The organism is Halarcobacter anaerophilus, assembly GCF_006459125.1.
GTDB classification, from domain to species: domain Bacteria; phylum Campylobacterota; class Campylobacteria; order Campylobacterales; family Arcobacteraceae; genus Halarcobacter; species Halarcobacter anaerophilus.
In genome coordinates this window covers 1540663-1556568 of sequence record NZ_CP041070.1, presented here as the reverse complement: position 1 = coordinate 1556568, position 15906 = coordinate 1540663, and the positions used below count along the sequence as shown (strand labels likewise).

Below are 15906 nucleotides of genomic sequence, written 5' to 3'. Positions count from 1 at the left end.
ATTATATCAAAAATTTCAAAATTTAATCTAAAAACCCTTGACATAATAATATTATTTTACTATAATTTCGGCACTTAAAAAGTTGGGGTATCGCCAAGTGGTAAGGCAACGGTTTTTGGTATCGTCATCCGCAGGTTCGAATCCTGCTACCCCATCCACTTTTTAGTCAATGGCGCGGAATAGAGCAGTCCGGTAGCTCGTCGGGCTCATAACCCGAAGGTCGTAGGTTCAAATCCTGCTTCCGCAACCAATCAAAATCCTACAAAAATAGTTTTCCAAACTTATACTTTCATCCATAAATAAAATAAATTAGCTTATAATCATTTTTCTTATATAATTATTCTCTCACAAAACAGAGGATAAAAATAAAATGCAAATAAACTCAGATAAAGAAATCAACTTTGAAAAGCCTTATCGTCCTACTTGGTTAGTAATAACTTTAATCTTACAAAGCCTATTAATATCTTATCTAATATATGCGACTCATAATATTTGGGGATACATGTGCCTAGATGAAGAATTATTTTGGAAAGAGATAAATAATTTAACAACATTTACTTTTTTAGTTTTTGGTGTTTTAATTCTTATTAATTTACTATTCTGGTTCTACTCTATTATTTCAGTATTAAAAAACGATTTTAAAAAAGATATAAATAAAGTCTGCTGGTTAATAACTCTATTTTTAGCACCTTTTTTTGGGATGTTATATTTAGACTTTGAAGAAATACAAATAACAAAAAAAGGGTAAAAGTAGAATGAAAAAATTGACAATACTTTTATTTACTGCTTCAATACTTTTTGCAGGCAACTTAGAAAACTTTTTAAAAAATGATTCACAAGAGCTTGAAATAAATAAAAGCAAAGATATAAAAGAAGAAACGATTAAAAAACCAAAAACTAAAAAAATTGAAAAGTATAAAAATAACACTCTTGAAAAAATTAAAGAATCAATATCTATAAGTGGAAGTGCTGTTTATAGATATGAAGATAGTAATTAAAAAAAGGACAAAAATGACAACTACTACAGAAATTTTTAATGAAACTGCAAAACAATATGAAATTATACATGATATAGTAAAAATTGGATTAGGAGCATTTATTGGTGTAATAGGAACATTAACAGTAACAATTTTAAATAACAAAAATGAATTAAGAAAAATAAAAGAGCAATATGAAAGAGAAAATAAAAAATTTAGATTAGAAAAAAAGTATGAAATATTGGAGGAAACACTAATTTATATAAATAATTTTTCAAAAGAATTTTATTTATTTAAAAATAGTATTTATTCAATAAAAAAAGCCAATAAGTATTACAACGAATTAAGTACAGAATTAAAGAATAAGATTTTAGAAAATAAAAAAAACTATATTCATGCTATGAATGAAACAACAATAGCTAAAAGAAAACTAAAAATGATAGGAGCGTCAAAAATAGCAAAATTACTTCATCAATACATAGAGGATCAAAATGAGTATAGAAATGATATTTTAGGCAATAGAATAAAGATAAATTATCAAAAAGATGAAGAGTGGAAAAATTTGACAAAAAGATTAAGTGTTAAATCTCAAGAGCTTACAAAAGAAATTAATTTATTTTTTGAAAATATAAAATAATAAATATTTAACAAGAAAAAACTTAAAAGAACTGCACATATTCTAAAATTAAAAAAAATTACATTTTTGTAAGATTTTTAAGTAAATATTAAGTGATAAATTCTTATAATTTCGTCCGTTGCAAGACAGACGGTTATTCTTATAGCCTGAGGTCGTAGGTTTTAATCCTACTTTAGCAACTATCAAATATATGATATCTTATGTCAAGGTAGCTCAGCTGGCTAGAGCGCTGGTCTCATAAGCCGGAGGTCGAGAGTTCAAGTCTCTCTCTTGACACCATTTAAAAAGCCCTAAAACGTAGGGTTGGTTAGATATCATAACTATTCTAACAAATAAACTAAACAACTTACTCAGCAAAAACTCGGCAAACATTAACATGGTTTTTTATCTTCCTTTTCATTTACTATATGGAAAAAATTATTAGCTAACTTGATATCTTTTTTACTACTTTCATGAGTAAAATAAACATCATTTAGCACTTTAGAACTTTGTGTCCATCCGCCAACAGATTTAAGCCAAGCTTCATCTGCACCATTATTTTTCATAATGGTTACATATGTATGTCTCGATGTATATAAATCTTTATCTTCAATTTTTGTTTTAAATAGTAATGGTTTCCAATAGTATTTATTTACTGTTTTGCTATCACTAAAGCAGGTATTATTTTTACTTACAAAAATCCATTCATCTTGAGTTCTTTCTTGATAATATTCCATTAAAATATTTTTTGTGGTATCATCAAGTGGTATAAGTCTTGTATGATTTTTAGTTTTGTTAGTATTGTTGTTTTCTACAATTTTATAACCGTTTTGTATGAAATCTTCAGTACTAGTATTACCTTCTTTTGTGGTTACTCTACTTTTTGTAATAGATCTCTTTAAATCAATAAACCCATTGTTGAAATCTATATCATCCCACATAAGACCAAGAGCTTCACCAGTTCTAACTCCTGTACTAAATATCAAGTATAAAAATACTTTAAACCAGCCTTCACTCTCTTTTATGAGAGTTGTAACTTCACCTGGAGTATATGGAACTCTTTTTTCTGTAGTAACAGTAAAACTGTAAGCCAGTTTTACATAGTTCTTATTAATTATATCATCTGCTGCAGCTTTATCCATAATAAGAGCAAAAGTATCTTTGCACTTTTTTGCAGTGCTTGAAGACTTATTATCTAACATATGGTTTTGCCACATTTCTATTTCTGTAGTTTTAATATCTTCAATATATGTAAAACCTTTAGATTTAAAATAAGGCAATATGTGATTATTGAAATAGCCTTTTTTCTCTTTTTGAGTAGAAATACTTCTACCTCTTGCAGTAGCTTCAATAACCTTTAAACCATATTCTTCTAAGCTAGTTTTTTCTACTTTAGTGTTTTGTTTATTTATAAGTTTTAAAAGAACTTCTCTGGCATTCTTTTTTATCCATGCAATATTTAATTTTGTTGCTTCTTTACCAGTTGATTTTCTGTAGAACTTACCATCAACTGTTCCAAGAACATAAATAACATTACCGTCTTCAAGTTCGCCAGTAGTTTTATTTCGTTTTTTGGGAATATCCCAACCTTTACCTCGCATAATGTCTCCTTATACGAAGCACTACATCTTGTTTCACATATATTTTACCACTTTTTTTCTCATAATCTTCTTCTGGTTCAAAATTGGCAATTATATATTTTCTTAATGTATTAGCTGTTTTCCCAGTCATATTTGATAATTCAGATAGTGATAATTCTTCTGGAACTAGAGATTTAAGGAATTTATTATCCTCTTTTATCTCTCTAACTTCAGATAATATTGTAAGAAGAAGTTCTCTATCTTTATCCATCATTTTTTGTTACTCCGTACTTTTATTAATAGAAGTTTATAACTTCTAAACTTAAAAGTTTGTTAATCCGTAACAATTATGTATTAACTTCTCCTGATTCTTTTTGTGTGGCTGTTTCACTTCCACTACCATCTACAGTGTCATTTATAGTAGTATCTTCATAATTATGAGTATGTGTTGTATAGCTTTCAGTTGCTATAGTTCCATCAGTATTGTATGTAATACCGAACAAATTTGATAGTGAATCTATCTTTGCATTAATTATTGTAAGAGCTTCATCAATTTGTATTATAGCATTTGCATTAGCATTTACATCTTCATTTAATGAACCAATTGTAGTGTTTCGTAGTTCTTGAATAAGAGCATTTAATTGTTTAGTTTTTTTAAAAGCTAAAAGTCCTAATTTATCTTTTTTGTTATCTAGTGCCATATTCTTCTCAAGTCAGATTAAATGTTTAATCTTCTCAAAATGCTCTCTTCTATGCGAATAAGAATCTGTATGTTTATTAATTCTTGCAGTTACATGGTCTATTGCATAACTATCTGTTCCTAAATCGGCATCGTTATAGATATCTTTCCATATCCAAAATCCAGCAGCAGCTAGAATAGAACCTTTTAATGTATGAATATCTTTTCCATTTAAAATATTTACAGAGTTGCCAACTATATATTTATCTATTCTTTTTTGAACTTCTATATAATTGCCTTTGCCAGTTATCTGTAAAGCTCCTGCACCTCTATATTTCCAACCGTCATCATCTTCGTTAATATCTCCATCTCCATTTGAATCAGCAGCACCATTACCATTACGATTTGCATAAGCATAGTTTGCAATCTTTACTTGGTCTGCAATAGGGGTATCTTCATCCCAACCAAATTTATCTGCAAGTTCTGGATTATTTCTAAAGGCTTTAAATATATTTATTAAAGCTTCTTCACTATAGTTTAGGTTTTCAGAGATAGGTTTAAGCTCTGCTCCTACTTCTTCCCTAACCTGTGCTAAAAAGTGTGCAACTCTAAGAGGTGTATTTAATCCGAAGTTTTGACACTTAAACTCAATAATATTTGCTACATATTCTATATCTACTGTATCAGATTTTGGAAATAAAATAACTAACATATCTTTTATATTTGTCATTATGATACCCTTTCAAGTATTCTCTTAATAATATATCCTGCTTTAGGAAACAAACATCTCACATCTTCTTTTTGTCTTAGGTCATACATTATTTATTTTCCTTACATCTTTCATTATTTCTAAGAACTTGTTCTTCATAGTGTTTAGCTCTTTTTTTATAATATTCTTTTCTTTTCTCAAACAAAGATAAATCATCTGGATGTACTCTTAGTTTTATTTCATTACCATAAGGATATAACTCTTGCTTGACACATATAAACTCTGGTTCTTTAACTATTTGTGGTTCTTTTTGAGAACAACCACTAAAAAGAAGTAATAACATAAACATTAGAATCAATATCTTTTTCATTTATTTCCCCTCTCTTCTTAGATAGTTCAGCTACTTTTCTATTTAGCTCTTCGGCTGTTTTTGCACTTTGTTTATTTAATCCCTCTTCAAAAGCTTTTTGTTCAAGAACTTTTATGGATTGTTCATACGCACTTATAATCTGCTTTTGATTTACTTTTAAAGTTTGATTATTTAAAGTTAATATCTCATTTTCAGATTTTAAATAATATCCATAACCTAATAGTGATAATATCCCTACAGAAATTGCAATATAAATATATATTTTAGAACTATCAAACATCTTATTTACTCCATTTATCTTTTAATACACTTATCAAATCTTTCATAAGCTCTTTTGAATTTGTTTTCAAAATTATCCACATGATAATCATAGGTATAATAATTGTATTGACTAATATTGGTTTATCCATATATACAGCATATACAAAAGCAATAATTACTATAAAATATGTTGTTGTAGTTTTATAATCAGAATACATTATTCAGCCCAACTCAAAAGTATTACTTTTATCTTTCTAGCTAATAATCTTGTTACATCAAACTCAGGCAGCTCTTTATGAGTTCGCATAGAATAGATATTTGCAATTATTGAATATACTTCACTTAAAACTAATACATTCATAGATGCATAGATAATATATGTCATATCAACATTTGCAGACTTACCAGCTATTGCAACAGTAATAGGAATAATTAGTAAAGATAGTTTAGATAAGATTCCATATTTCATCTTATTAGATGTGATAGATTCTTTTATTGCAAGAGCTTTACCTAATCCTGTAATATAATCGATAAGTAAAAGCACTGCAAAAAATAAAATAGCTTCTTTATCTAAACCTAAATATACAAAAAAAGAGCTAACCGCTATGGCTGAACCATTATAAGTAACAACTCCACCTATTCCATGTTCTGTTATCATTCTTCTTATCCTTCCTGCTGCCTAAATTCTTTTAAATATCTTTTTTGTATATTTAACCCAACACCCAATAGCACCACCTGCTGTTATATATGAAGCATGAAACCATCCCAATTTTGATTTTAAACATTTAAAAAACTTAGATGTACTACAAGATTTGTCATGACCCTTGCAACAATCTCCGATAAACTTACCTTTGCTATCAGGCTTCATCTCTTCCCAATATTCAGGTACTCCGTACTGCTCTTTATCTGTTTTATAAATATAGTTTTTATTTAGATGTTCTAGTGTCATTTTAGTAGCCTATAGATGCCTTTATTTCATCTCCCTTAGCTAATGCATCCGCTACAAAAGTATCGTATTCGATTCTTTTTGAATCATCTGTTGCTCTTTTACCCATTGCAATTTCGTCGGCGAAATCATATTTTTTAGCAATCGTATTTTTTATTTGCCTATTGATATTTTTAATTTGTTCGCTATCTTTAACTAAAGTTCTGAATTCGTCTTGAAGGATTTCTCTACAGTTGATTTCACTCGGCTGTGAAGCTATAAGCTCATCAATCTTTGATTCATCATCACTTGCAATAGATACAACATTAACCACTACATTTTCCCCCGTGAAACCTGTAACAACCACATTTTCACTTCCACCTCTAAACTCTAATACAGTATGCTCCATATTAACTTTGTCAAACTCTACATATTTAACCATCTTACACTCCTTATTGGTAATAAATTTAAAATTTGAAATTCAATCAATAGTTTTCTAAAATAAGCTATGCTACCAGTACCTTTTGCATGACCTATTAAAGAGATTATTGACTCAATTTTAAATTTCTTTATCGCTTTTTTCATTTTATACATACTGTGTTTTCTAACAAACTTGATTCGTTTCCAAGTTCTGTACCCTACAAAATTAATACCCTTTTTAATCTTTTGAATATGCCAGTGTGATAACTCAAGCTTTAGCTCATCTTGTACAAACTTCTCACATCTATTTTTAAACTCTTTGGCTTGTTCCAGGGCAAGACCTATCATCACAAAGTCATCCACATATCTCACATAGCTCTTTACTTTTAGTACTCTTTTGATGAAGTGATCCAAAGGGTTAAGATATATAAGTGCATATAGTTGAGATAGTAAATTTCCTATCGGTATTCCCTTATCTCCGTTCATCTGTGTGAACTCACACATAAGATCTACAAGCCTTTTATCTTTGATCTTCTTTTCAAAAAGCTTTTTTAATATATCTCTATCTATTGAATAGAAAAACTTTTTTATATCAAGTTTTGCATAGTATAGCTCTCCACTATATTTCCTCATCTGTTTTTGTGTATATTCACTAGCCTTATGAGTTCCGCCGCCTTTTCTACACGCATAAGATGTATCTATAAAACTATTATCAAATATTTCATATATAGCTTTATAGATGCAATGTTGTACTACAAGATCTCTAAATGCTGGAGCATTTATTATTCTCTCTTTTGGTTCATACACTTTAAACTGACTGTATGCTCTTGGTCTGTAAGTACCACTATGTAGTTCATCGTGTAAAGATTGAAGTTCCGCACCTAAATTCATCTCAAACTTTAGTGTGGTTCTTTTATTTCTTTTACCTTTTCTTGCTACCAAAAAAGCTTCATAAAGGTTATCCACAGTGAAAGTTTTATCGAATAGATATCCTATTCTTTTACTTGTTTTAGTCTGACTTTCGATATTGCTACTTGAAAGACTTTTTAAAGTATTGATTTCGCTTAGTGCAGGACAACATACCCCTCTGAATCCAGTATCTACCATTGCAGTTTCAGGTTTGGATTCACAGTCACGACCACCCACATTGTTATTCGAGTTAGTACGGTTATTGTTCAGATTCATGGCAAAAGCACCAGCATTAGAAGAGTTACTCCAATTACCACCGCATTGACAAGCCACGCTGTCATTTTTCATATTGTTATATTGACCTAAACTTTTCACTTGAAATTACCTTTATCTTTTAGCTTATTGATCCAAGCTCCGATAATCTTGCCTATCTCATCTATTACTTTTGTAATAGCTAAAAATCTTTTTTGAGGATTTACCTTAGTATCTTTTCTTCCATCTTTAAATGCAAAATATCCAAGCTCGTTTGCTAGATATATTTGCATTCTTAGTTTTTGATGTGTAACATCAAGAGAAGTAAGTGAAGTCTTTTTGAAGTATCTTTTTTGACACTCTGTTATCAAATCGTAAACTTCATATGCGGTATTTCTAATATTATTAGATAAGGCATATTTCTCAAATTTTGGAAAGTGATTAAGATATATATTTAATAGCTTAATCATCTCCATATATTTACGATTTAATATTGCTTCAGAATGTATCCCCATTTTATTTCTCTCCACTCACTATCGTTCGCTCTTACACAAGCACAGAAGCACGACCACCCACACTGTCATTCGAGTGAGTACGGTAACTGCCCAGATACATGGCAAAAGCACCAGCACCAGAAGAGTAACCCCAACTACCACCGCACCGACAAGCCATTTCATCTCTTAGGTATCTATAGACCCCATCATTTCCAAACTCTATAGTACCTGTGGCACTGTGTCCAGTAGCAAGAGGTATACCAAGTGCAGTTCTTTTATAATCCGCTGATGTTCTGTCTGTACTCATGGCAAAAACTTGATTTGCACCATTTCCAAGATAAGTCCATCCGTCATTTGCATTTACTACATCACTTATATCTATTACATCATATAGATCTATATCATAAGCTCCTCCTACTGCTTGAGTGGTATCATCACTAGATATGTTTGTAATGTCTACAGACTCTTTTAGTATCAAGAATCCGTTTGCATCTGTCCTTATGAATCCACTTGCAACTTCCCACATATTACCATTTAGGTCTGCGATACCGCACTCTTGACCGTTGTGAGTTGTTTTTGCAAAAGGGCTACCACTTCCAGTTAATGCACAGTTGCTATATCCGCTTGGACTAAACACCACACTTGTATCGTTTACATCTGATAGTGCACTGTTTAGATTTCCCTTTGGCATCTTTGGGTCTACATCTATAAATGCACACGCACTTGTAGTTGTAGCAGCTTTACCATGTGCAAAAGCCAACATAGCTAAAGCACTGTATATAAACTTGGAAGTTAAGAAGTGTTTATCTCCTCTTGTTTTAACAGCACTATACAGTCCTCCATAGGTATTCGATGGAGTGTTTTTTAAACTTGCTATAGGGTTATGATCTGCATGAGTAGAACACGGATCAAGTCCAGCTTTTGAAGTAAATACTCCGCCTACATTTCCACACCCGTATTTATCAACAAATATATAGTCATGCTCTTTCCCCTCATTGATAAAAGCTCTGTGTACTACATACCCAGCTTTTAGTTTGCTTGATATAAGAACATTGTTTGTTTCTATCTTGAAGTAGAACTTTGGAATAGCTACCATAACCGATCCGTTCATATCTGTTACATTACCATAGTTTTCACTTACTGGATTATCGTGACCTGCTAGTTTTATAAAGCCTGCTGGCATCTGCCAATCTCTTACAGCTCCTACACCAAAGCCTACAGATCCAGCAGTACCTATTGTATAAATCTCTTCATCTACCACACCCTCAGCTTCCGCTACATTTTTAACTATAGCACTTGCAAGTGCCAACTCTTTTGCATCTGTACTGCTTGCAACAATGTCATTTGCTTTTGATAGCAGCTCTGTTTTAATTCCCATTATATCGCTCCCGTTAAATTTAATGTGTAATTCATATCTTGCTCATCTGCTATTACAGCACCTACATCAACTGTATCGCCCCATGTTCCATCGGGATTTTTAAATCTAATTGCAGTTGATCCTACCCATTCATGCTCTGGGGCATCTCCTTTATCTCCTTTTGCACCTTCAAGGGATGGAGTAAGGTAATCAGTACCATCACTAAAGTGCCATGTAAAAGTGCCGTCACCATTATCATCTATAGAAGATATTTCCAGATCATCACCTTTTGCACCTTTTCCAAAAGAGATACCACCACTCCAATCCGCAGTAGTACCTGAAAGCTTAAAATATAAAAGCTCACTATCCATAGCAAAAAAGCTAAAACCTTTTGACATACCATCATAATCACTTTGTTCAGATGCAAGTCCGTATTCATCTATCCTAAATTCATCCCCTTTATCCCCAGTTTTGCCACGAGGTATAGCAATAGTGAGTTTCCCAGAAATAGCGTTATAGTCTTGATATGGTGCTTCATTTTCATCAAGTAGCAGTAGAACAACTGATAAGTTTTTAATTTCACTGTTTTTAAGATTGACTTGCTGTGCTAAAGTTACTACTTCGCTATGCTTTTGCAACACCTCATTGTGTTCTGTATCTATTTGTTGCTTTAGATTAAGAATAGTATTGTATTGAGACAATACTGCTTGTGCATTTATAAGCACCTCTTGATGCTTTAAAGATACCGATTCCTCTTTTTGGGTTACAAGCAATATCTCATCTAACTGTTTTTTAACTTCAATAATAGCTGTCACCTCTGCTGGTTCAAGAGCTATCTTTGACATATTGTTGTTTAGATTAATCAAAACTCCAAGCTGTGCCGCAACAGCATTGACATTTTGAATAAAAGATTGTTCTTCCATTAGTTTACTCCTTTGGTAATAATGTTGCTAAATATTGATCCAGCTTTTCAATTATTTCACTATCTCTAGTGTTATCTGCATATTTAATAAATTCTTCTATTAAATTTTTTTCATCATTGTTAATAAATATATTTTCGTTGACGAAAAATCTTTCAAAAATATCAAATACAATATCTTTGAAGACAATTGCCCCATTAATATCTTCATAGAACATATTAAGTTCTGGCATAGGAAATATAAGATTTAAAAAGTCGATATCACTATCTCCACTTTGGATAAAAAGTTTAATATCTTCAATATCCTCATTCTCTACAAAAACCATTTTGTAAAACATTGGGATTTCTGCTTCTTCTGTTTCATAAAGTATTACAGTGAAGTTTCCTGAAGTATCTGTAGCGACTGTTTTTTTAGTAGCTATTTGACCATCTACATCGAGAGCACTTAATTGATTACCATATTTATTACATAAAATAAATTCAAGTGTTTTTGATGCATAATCTTGATCTGCTAAGATTTTTATATTTCCAGTTATTGTTCTCATGTGGAAATACTATTTAAATATGTTATATGAAACTAGGTGGGTATTTATTTAATTTAAAGAGTAAAGGCTAAAAAGTTTTAGCCTTTAAATTTAAGATTTCCATACTGCGTCATATTCGGCTTGTTGTGCATCAGCTTTCGCATATTCACGATTAACTCTTTTTTTCTCCATGTCTAACATGTCTTCATTAAATTTCTTTTGTTGAGATGCTCCATATATACTTGCTAAAGCTCCACCAACAGCACCAATACCTTTAAGTGTGCCTCCAAGATTTTCACTTGTAAACATATTTGAAAAATCAAAACCATTTTCAGTATTTGCATTTGCATTTGTTTCAATTGAAGGGTTATTATTAAAATACATATCAGTATAACTTTGGCCTGTATTATTTCCTAGGCTTTTATTCATTATATTGTTAGTATCAAAATTTAATGCTGTAGTTGCATCCTCTGTTGTTGAGGATAAACTATTTGAAAAATCTAGGCCATTTGCCCAATCTAAAAATGTATTACTATCTGTTGCCATTTTGTCTCCTTTTAATTTTCATATCTTATTACATCTGGTAAAATATCATTAAAATTTAATGATACATAGTCTATATCGGATATATCAGTCATCATCTTATCTAAATCAACATCTTTGTGAGGATTTAAACCTAATAAATAAGAACATTGTTCATGTATTGAACTGATACTATATTCATCACTCCCAGCTTCTGAATTAAAAAGATATCCTCCTGGTTGTGCTTCATATAAAATATTAATATCACCGTAAACTAAATCCCACAGGTTATTGAATCTTGCAATTTCTGCATATGTTTCTTGCAGCCATTGTTGATAATTTGCCATTAATTCATCATAAAGACTTAATGCATCTTGCCATTGAGTATATGCATTATATACTGAATAGGCTCCTGAACTTATTTGGAAACTTGTAGAAGATAAATAGCTTGATACTCCTGCAGCATCAGCTATAATACCAAAACCTTTTCCTCCTGCATAGATACTACCTGCTACTACTATTGCTGTAGTTATCATATCTATATTATCCAGGATTAAAGTAGAACCAAATAATTCTCTTTCTACTTTCCCTACTGTAGAAACTACATGTGCAGCTAATTGTCCTTGATTATATTGTCCATCAAGGGCAACAACTGAAGCTGCTACTAGCCAAGCTTGTCCTGATACTGCACCTACAACTCCAGCCACAACATAGAGAGTTGTTGTGCCGAGGGAAATAAATGAATCTCTAAATTGGTTCCAATCTCCGGAAGCAATTCCCTTTACCATATTCTGAACATTTTTAGCAACGCCTTCAACTACATTGCTAACAAAATCAATTGTTTTATCAACGGTTTCATCAACAAAATCCACCACTTCATCAACTACGTTTTTAACTGTATCGACTATTTTTTTAACAACTCCACCCATTGTGAGTCCTCTCTTAATCCTTTAAATCTAATAATTCCTTTTTGTGTAGTAGTATTAAAATATCTTTCATACATTTTGTAGTTTTTATTTTTTTGTACATATATAGGTTTGTTTTTCATCTTAGTTAAACAATGAGAAAAAAAGAAAAAAGAACCAATTTTTTTTCTATGTTTTTCATATATGTAATAGTAACTTAGACTAAAATGTGTATTAAACTCTTTTGCTAAACAAAACCCGGCTATTTCACTATTGTCTTCTAGTTTAATAGCTATACCTTTTCTAATATGCATTAGGATGTTTTTAAATAGTCTTTTATCTTTTAGCTCTTTCAACAGAGTTTTATTTATAGTATATGCATCATTTTCAGATATAGGAGTAATTTTATAATCTAACATAACAGCTTCCATAAAAATTACCAAGCCCGGATGCATTTACTAAAACTGACTTATCTTTCTGCTCTTCTAGTAGTTTACATAATTCAACACCGGTACTAACACCTTGTGAATGTCCTATTTGACTTTTGTATTCAATCCTTGCTATATTTTCAAATAGTTCATTAATAGCTTCAAGTTCAGCTTTATCATTTTGGGCAGTTCCTGAACCATGCATTTTTATTAAATCTATTTGCTTGTCTTTAAAAGGTAACATAGAATTTATATAGCCCTCTTTAGTTACTTCAAAAGGTGATTTATCATTATTCCAAATCCAATTTACATTTTCTATTGTTGCTATTGGATTGTTACAATTATTAGTTAACTGAAGAATAAAAAATCCATCACTACATACTAAATCTATATTTAGTTGTTTGAATAGCATAAGCTCTACTTCTTCTACCCATTCCTCTCCATAAATTAAAACATCATCAAAGCCTTGATTTAAAAGTTCTTTTGCTTCTTTTAGTGCATATAGACTACTTGCACATGCATTTGCATTTATTGAAAGATATGAAATATTTCCCATTCTTTTTGCTGTTTTACTTGCAATATAGCCTAGCTGCGATTTAACTGGCATAGCTCCTTTTAAAACTTGTATACAGTCTCTTGATGCTGAATGATGTTCACAAGCTCCAGCTATATAAAGAAGTGCTGTATTGCCTGTTGTTTTTAAACTCTCTATCTCTTTTTTGTAAAGTTTATAAAAAACTTCATTCATATATGAGTTTCTATTTCCAAGTGTTTCACTAATATATCTTGCTTTTTTATCTTTATTGAAAAAGTCAGCAGTTTTATAAAAATACTTTTTAACTTGCATTTTGTATTCTTTCAATTAAATCTTTTAATTTATATGTTTCATAGTCTATTTCATTTACATATTCAACTGGGAAGCACTTATATTCTTCATTCAATTCAATCCATAAAATTGCATACCCAAAGCTGTCAAGTTCACTGTCAATTAGTAAATCATTTTCATTTTTTAAAGGCTTGGCATTTTCTTCAACTAATATTCTATTTATAGTTTCAATAATTTCACTCATAATAAACCTTTAAGAGATTACAACTTGTGATATAGTTGTTGTTTCAATACCTGAGTCTGATATATTTACTTCAGTTGTATAAGTTATTGCATCTGTAGGAATATTATCAATCGTAGTTTTTGCATCTGACATTTGTTCTGCACTAATTGTTACATCATCATCTGTTGCTAAGGCTTGCATATTTTGTACTTTATAATCTGCTTTTTTCATATATGCATTTTGTGTATTCGCTTTTAATGCAATAAACCTTCTTGCTTCTTCAAATTTTGCTTGCTGTTTAGTAACTTCCATACTTGCTGTTTTAACTGCCGTAGATGCTCTTAAATCTCTATGTCTATATTTCTCAGTCATAATTTGTTCTGCAATATGTAATGTTTTACCTTTTTCGGTAAGTACTTGCTGTGCAGTTACTTTTTTCTGCTCTTCTTTGATTTCTGTATCTTTATTGATATTTGCAGTTTGTGCAGTTACTTCTTTTGTTTGTTCTATAGTTAAGTTTTTCTGCTCTTCTTTGAATTCTGTATCTTTATTGATATTTTCTTCTCTTACAATAAGTTCTGGCATCTCTTTAGCTAGTTTAATTATTTCACTAATCATACCTACAGATACTTGAGCTTCATAAGTAGCTATCATCTTTGCTTTTTCATCTGGAGCTACATCATACTCTTCAATATTTTCTTTAAATGATTCTCTTGCTGTCTTTAAGAAGACATTGGTATTTAATTTTTCGGATATTGAATCTATATCATCTAATATATTACTTAATACTACTGCCATGTTATACCTTTCTAAAAGGAGTTCTTAATCCTCTTGAGTGTCTATTTTTATAATAAAGTGCTTTTAATCTAATAATTTCTTTACCGTATAAATTTAAATAGTGTGTTGATTTCCCAGTGTTTTTATCACTTGTATAAATTTGATAAGCTAAATGCATAGTATAAAAAAGTAGTGCATTTTTTGCAACTAAAGATATTGGTATATTATCTTTCTTTGTAAGTACTTGTTCTATGAAGTTATAATTAACTTCAACTTTCATATCCTCTTTTAATAGTTTTTCAGGATACAAGAAAAAACTTTGTTCATCCATACAAACATAATAGTTATCATCATCTATTGTGTTTTTATTTCTACTCATCCAATCAAAGCTTTTTATTATAACCGGTTGATTATCTAAATTTACAGATATTACTTTCACACATTTTTCAGGTAGCTTATATCTATTTACATTTTCTTTTATAGTATAAATCTCTTGGTGAGAAAAAAGTAATAGTTCCCCCGACATATTTGCAAGTGAAGAGTTAATCATATCTATCAACTCTTCATCACTCCATCTGTAAGCTTTTGCAGTAGTATCGTTTAATCTACTTCTAACTGCTAATAAGATGTCATTTGCTTGCATATTTTATTACTCCTGTGTATCGGCAAGATATGGTAAAAGAAGTCCTTTTAAAGTAGCAACTTGTTTTCTACCAATTGTGATACCAAAGTGAGTACACCATTTTTTTATATCATCATCACTTAATGAGTCGATTTCATCTTTTGTTGGTATAGCTGGAATTTCATCTAAACTATCTTCATCTTTTGTATCAGTTTTTGTATCACCAGGAACATCAGATATATCATCTAAAGTTTCATCTGCTGAAGGATTATCATCTTGATTTTCTTGTTCTGGAACTAAAGATTGAGTCTTTAAGATTCCTCTATCAGTTAATACTTCAACTAATTCTACTAATTGTTCATCAGTTAATTCATCAAAATTAAAAGATGTTTTATTTTCGCCAACGAAAACATCAGAGATTTCAACTTCTTCAAATAATCCTCTTCTTTTTAAAGAAACTGAGGTCATTTTATCTACAATAACAAAATCACCTTTTTCAAGGATAGGCAGTTTATCTGCTCTAACCTCGAAAAGTTTTTTGCTAAAGTCTCCTTTGTATCTTAGTGCTCTAAGATTGGGAGTATGAATTTTGTTACTCATAGTTATCCTTT

26 protein-coding genes and 3 tRNA genes are annotated in these 15906 nt (G+C 30.6%); 6 read left to right on the top strand and 23 right to left on the bottom strand.

The window, feature by feature from the left end:
* Positions 1–83 precede the first annotated feature (83 nt).
* From AANAER_RS07650 to AANAER_RS07625, 6 genes are all read left to right on the top strand, one after another.
* A tRNA-Gln gene (locus AANAER_RS07650) sits at positions 84–158 on the top strand.
* Between the two features lie 15 nt (positions 159–173).
* A tRNA-Met gene (locus AANAER_RS07645) sits at positions 174–250 on the top strand.
* Between the two features lie 120 nt (positions 251–370).
* Positions 371–748, top strand: a complete 378-nt coding sequence (locus tag AANAER_RS07640) for a PLDc N-terminal domain-containing protein (protein WP_129081693.1) — start codon at positions 371–373, stop codon at positions 746–748.
* A 7-nt stretch (positions 749–755) separates the two neighbouring features.
* Positions 756–998, top strand: a complete 243-nt coding sequence (locus tag AANAER_RS07635) for a hypothetical protein (RefSeq protein ID WP_129081692.1) — start codon at positions 756–758, stop codon at positions 996–998.
* A gap of 13 nt (positions 999–1011) precedes the next feature.
* The gene (locus tag AANAER_RS07630; protein ID WP_129081691.1) at positions 1012–1614 is read left to right on the top strand and encodes a hypothetical protein; all 603 of its coding nucleotides are present in this window, start codon (positions 1012–1014) and stop codon (positions 1612–1614) included.
* Between the two features lie 202 nt (positions 1615–1816).
* A tRNA-Met gene (locus tag AANAER_RS07625) sits at positions 1817–1893 on the top strand.
* 92 nt (positions 1894–1985) lie between these two features.
* Here the strand turns inward: AANAER_RS07625 and AANAER_RS07620 are convergent.
* The 23 genes from AANAER_RS07620 to AANAER_RS07510 all read right to left on the bottom strand — a co-directional run bounded on the left by AANAER_RS07620 (position 1986) and on the right by AANAER_RS07510 (position 15895).
* Positions 1986–3194 (bottom strand): tyrosine-type recombinase/integrase, encoded by a 1209-nt coding sequence (locus tag AANAER_RS07620; RefSeq protein WP_129081690.1) that lies wholly within the window; start codon positions 3192–3194, stop codon positions 1986–1988.
* Positions 3184–3447 (bottom strand): hypothetical protein, encoded by a 264-nt coding sequence (locus AANAER_RS07615; RefSeq protein WP_129081689.1) that lies wholly within the window; start codon positions 3445–3447, stop codon positions 3184–3186. Before AANAER_RS07615 ends, AANAER_RS07620 begins: the two co-directional genes overlap by 11 nt.
* Positions 3448–3520: 73 nt before the next feature.
* The gene (locus AANAER_RS07610; protein WP_129081688.1) at positions 3521–3874 is read right to left on the bottom strand and encodes a hypothetical protein; all 354 of its coding nucleotides are present in this window, start codon (positions 3872–3874) and stop codon (positions 3521–3523) included.
* Between the two features lie 12 nt (positions 3875–3886).
* Positions 3887–4582 (bottom strand): glycoside hydrolase family 19 protein, encoded by a 696-nt coding sequence (locus AANAER_RS07605; RefSeq protein ID WP_129081687.1) that lies wholly within the window; start codon positions 4580–4582, stop codon positions 3887–3889.
* A gap of 88 nt (positions 4583–4670) precedes the next feature.
* Positions 4671–4910: a hypothetical protein gene (locus AANAER_RS07600; protein WP_129081686.1), complete on the bottom strand. Its 240-nt coding sequence runs from the start codon at positions 4908–4910 to the stop codon at positions 4671–4673.
* The gene (locus AANAER_RS07595) at positions 4885–5211 is read right to left on the bottom strand and encodes a hypothetical protein (protein ID WP_129081685.1); all 327 of its coding nucleotides are present in this window, start codon (positions 5209–5211) and stop codon (positions 4885–4887) included. Before AANAER_RS07595 ends, AANAER_RS07600 begins: the two co-directional genes overlap by 26 nt.
* Before the next feature lies 1 nt (position 5212).
* Positions 5213–5410 (bottom strand): hypothetical protein, encoded by a 198-nt coding sequence (locus AANAER_RS07590; protein WP_129081684.1) that lies wholly within the window; start codon positions 5408–5410, stop codon positions 5213–5215.
* A complete protein-coding gene (locus tag AANAER_RS07585; protein WP_129081683.1) occupies positions 5410–5850 on the bottom strand; it encodes a phage holin family protein in 441 nt (146 codons plus the stop codon). The genes AANAER_RS07590 and AANAER_RS07585 overlap by 1 nt, the downstream gene beginning before the upstream one ends.
* Before the next feature lie 21 nt (positions 5851–5871).
* On the bottom strand, positions 5872–6141 hold the full coding sequence (locus tag AANAER_RS07580; RefSeq protein ID WP_129081682.1) for a hypothetical protein: 270 nt from the start codon (positions 6139–6141) through the stop codon (positions 5872–5874).
* 1 nt (position 6142) lies between these two features.
* A complete protein-coding gene (locus AANAER_RS07575) occupies positions 6143–6559 on the bottom strand; it encodes a hypothetical protein (RefSeq protein ID WP_129081681.1) in 417 nt (138 codons plus the stop codon).
* Entirely contained in the window at positions 6544–7821 is a 1278-nt protein-coding gene (locus AANAER_RS07570) for a reverse transcriptase/maturase family protein (RefSeq protein WP_129081680.1), read from the bottom strand. The genes AANAER_RS07575 and AANAER_RS07570 overlap by 16 nt, the downstream gene beginning before the upstream one ends.
* Positions 7818–8213 carry a four helix bundle protein gene (locus AANAER_RS07565; protein WP_129081679.1) on the bottom strand — a complete coding sequence of 132 codons (396 nt, stop codon included), beginning with the start codon at positions 8211–8213 and terminating at the stop codon, positions 7818–7820. The genes AANAER_RS07570 and AANAER_RS07565 overlap by 4 nt, the downstream gene beginning before the upstream one ends.
* A gap of 31 nt (positions 8214–8244) precedes the next feature.
* The gene (locus AANAER_RS07560) at positions 8245–9570 is read right to left on the bottom strand and encodes a hypothetical protein (protein WP_129081678.1); all 1326 of its coding nucleotides are present in this window, start codon (positions 9568–9570) and stop codon (positions 8245–8247) included.
* Positions 9570–10472, bottom strand: a complete 903-nt coding sequence (locus AANAER_RS07555) for a hypothetical protein (protein ID WP_129081677.1) — start codon at positions 10470–10472, stop codon at positions 9570–9572. The genes AANAER_RS07560 and AANAER_RS07555 overlap by 1 nt, the downstream gene beginning before the upstream one ends.
* Positions 10473–10476: 4 nt before the next feature.
* Positions 10477–11013: a hypothetical protein gene (locus AANAER_RS07550; protein ID WP_129081676.1), complete on the bottom strand. Its 537-nt coding sequence runs from the start codon at positions 11011–11013 to the stop codon at positions 10477–10479.
* Between the two features lie 90 nt (positions 11014–11103).
* Entirely contained in the window at positions 11104–11538 is a 435-nt protein-coding gene (locus tag AANAER_RS07545) for a hypothetical protein (protein ID WP_129081675.1), read from the bottom strand.
* Between the two features lie 11 nt (positions 11539–11549).
* Positions 11550–12443: a hypothetical protein gene (locus AANAER_RS07540; protein ID WP_170218435.1), complete on the bottom strand. Its 894-nt coding sequence runs from the start codon at positions 12441–12443 to the stop codon at positions 11550–11552.
* Entirely contained in the window at positions 12419–12838 is a 420-nt protein-coding gene (locus AANAER_RS07535; RefSeq protein WP_129081673.1) for a hypothetical protein, read from the bottom strand. The genes AANAER_RS07540 and AANAER_RS07535 overlap by 25 nt, the downstream gene beginning before the upstream one ends.
* Complete coding sequence (locus AANAER_RS07530; RefSeq protein ID WP_129081672.1) at positions 12825–13694, bottom strand: hypothetical protein; 870 nt, start codon at positions 13692–13694, stop codon at positions 12825–12827. The genes AANAER_RS07535 and AANAER_RS07530 overlap by 14 nt, the downstream gene beginning before the upstream one ends.
* The gene (locus tag AANAER_RS07525) at positions 13684–13917 is read right to left on the bottom strand and encodes a hypothetical protein (protein WP_129081671.1); all 234 of its coding nucleotides are present in this window, start codon (positions 13915–13917) and stop codon (positions 13684–13686) included. Before AANAER_RS07525 ends, AANAER_RS07530 begins: the two co-directional genes overlap by 11 nt.
* Before the next feature lie 9 nt (positions 13918–13926).
* The gene (locus AANAER_RS07520; protein WP_129081670.1) at positions 13927–14694 is read right to left on the bottom strand and encodes a hypothetical protein; all 768 of its coding nucleotides are present in this window, start codon (positions 14692–14694) and stop codon (positions 13927–13929) included.
* 1 nt (position 14695) lies between these two features.
* Positions 14696–15316 (bottom strand): phage adaptor protein, encoded by a 621-nt coding sequence (locus AANAER_RS07515; RefSeq protein ID WP_129081669.1) that lies wholly within the window; start codon positions 15314–15316, stop codon positions 14696–14698.
* A gap of 6 nt (positions 15317–15322) precedes the next feature.
* Positions 15323–15895, bottom strand: a complete 573-nt coding sequence (locus AANAER_RS07510) for a hypothetical protein (RefSeq protein ID WP_129081668.1) — start codon at positions 15893–15895, stop codon at positions 15323–15325.
* Positions 15896–15906: the final 11 nt, after the last annotated feature.

What these genes read in the sequence shown, in the direction of transcription:
- AANAER_RS07630 (WP_129081691.1), top strand. Translation starts at nt 1,012, where the DNA reads ATGACAACTACTACAGAAATTTTTAATGAAACTGCAAAACAATATGAA.
- AANAER_RS07565 (WP_129081679.1), bottom strand. Translation starts at nt 8,213, where the DNA reads ATGGGGATACATTCTGAAGCAATATTAAATCGTAAATATATGGAGATG.
- AANAER_RS07585 (WP_129081683.1), bottom strand. Translation starts at nt 5,850, where the DNA reads ATGATAACAGAACATGGAATAGGTGGAGTTGTTACTTATAATGGTTCA.
- AANAER_RS07620 (WP_129081690.1), bottom strand. Translation starts at nt 3,194, where the DNA reads ATGCGAGGTAAAGGTTGGGATATTCCCAAAAAACGAAATAAAACTACT.
- AANAER_RS07510 (WP_129081668.1), bottom strand. Translation starts at nt 15,895, where the DNA reads ATGAGTAACAAAATTCATACTCCCAATCTTAGAGCACTAAGATACAAA.
- AANAER_RS07580 (WP_129081682.1), bottom strand. Translation starts at nt 6,141, where the DNA reads ATGACACTAGAACATCTAAATAAAAACTATATTTATAAAACAGATAAA.
- AANAER_RS07590 (WP_129081684.1), bottom strand. Translation starts at nt 5,410, where the DNA reads ATGTATTCTGATTATAAAACTACAACAACATATTTTATAGTAATTATT.
- AANAER_RS07535 (WP_129081673.1), bottom strand. Translation starts at nt 12,838, where the DNA reads ATGTTAGATTATAAAATTACTCCTATATCTGAAAATGATGCATATACT.
- AANAER_RS07530 (WP_129081672.1), bottom strand. Translation starts at nt 13,694, where the DNA reads ATGCAAGTTAAAAAGTATTTTTATAAAACTGCTGACTTTTTCAATAAA.
- AANAER_RS07605 (WP_129081687.1), bottom strand. Translation starts at nt 4,582, where the DNA reads ATGACAAATATAAAAGATATGTTAGTTATTTTATTTCCAAAATCTGAT.
- AANAER_RS07610 (WP_129081688.1), bottom strand. Translation starts at nt 3,874, where the DNA reads ATGGCACTAGATAACAAAAAAGATAAATTAGGACTTTTAGCTTTTAAA.
- AANAER_RS07635 (WP_129081692.1), top strand. Translation starts at nt 756, where the DNA reads ATGAAAAAATTGACAATACTTTTATTTACTGCTTCAATACTTTTTGCA.
- AANAER_RS07560 (WP_129081678.1), bottom strand. Translation starts at nt 9,570, where the DNA reads ATGGGAATTAAAACAGAGCTGCTATCAAAAGCAAATGACATTGTTGCA.
- AANAER_RS07555 (WP_129081677.1), bottom strand. Translation starts at nt 10,472, where the DNA reads ATGGAAGAACAATCTTTTATTCAAAATGTCAATGCTGTTGCGGCACAG.
- AANAER_RS07520 (WP_129081670.1), bottom strand. Translation starts at nt 14,694, where the DNA reads ATGGCAGTAGTATTAAGTAATATATTAGATGATATAGATTCAATATCC.
- AANAER_RS07540 (WP_170218435.1), bottom strand. Translation starts at nt 12,443, where the DNA reads ATGGGTGGAGTTGTTAAAAAAATAGTCGATACAGTTAAAAACGTAGTT.
- AANAER_RS07640 (WP_129081693.1), top strand. Translation starts at nt 371, where the DNA reads ATGCAAATAAACTCAGATAAAGAAATCAACTTTGAAAAGCCTTATCGT.
- AANAER_RS07595 (WP_129081685.1), bottom strand. Translation starts at nt 5,211, where the DNA reads ATGTTTGATAGTTCTAAAATATATATTTATATTGCAATTTCTGTAGGG.
- AANAER_RS07545 (WP_129081675.1), bottom strand. Translation starts at nt 11,538, where the DNA reads ATGGCAACAGATAGTAATACATTTTTAGATTGGGCAAATGGCCTAGAT.
- AANAER_RS07550 (WP_129081676.1), bottom strand. Translation starts at nt 11,013, where the DNA reads ATGAGAACAATAACTGGAAATATAAAAATCTTAGCAGATCAAGATTAT.
- AANAER_RS07525 (WP_129081671.1), bottom strand. Translation starts at nt 13,917, where the DNA reads ATGAGTGAAATTATTGAAACTATAAATAGAATATTAGTTGAAGAAAAT.
- AANAER_RS07600 (WP_129081686.1), bottom strand. Translation starts at nt 4,910, where the DNA reads ATGTTTATGTTATTACTTCTTTTTAGTGGTTGTTCTCAAAAAGAACCA.
- AANAER_RS07575 (WP_129081681.1), bottom strand. Translation starts at nt 6,559, where the DNA reads ATGGTTAAATATGTAGAGTTTGACAAAGTTAATATGGAGCATACTGTA.
- AANAER_RS07615 (WP_129081689.1), bottom strand. Translation starts at nt 3,447, where the DNA reads ATGATGGATAAAGATAGAGAACTTCTTCTTACAATATTATCTGAAGTT.
- AANAER_RS07515 (WP_129081669.1), bottom strand. Translation starts at nt 15,316, where the DNA reads ATGCAAGCAAATGACATCTTATTAGCAGTTAGAAGTAGATTAAACGAT.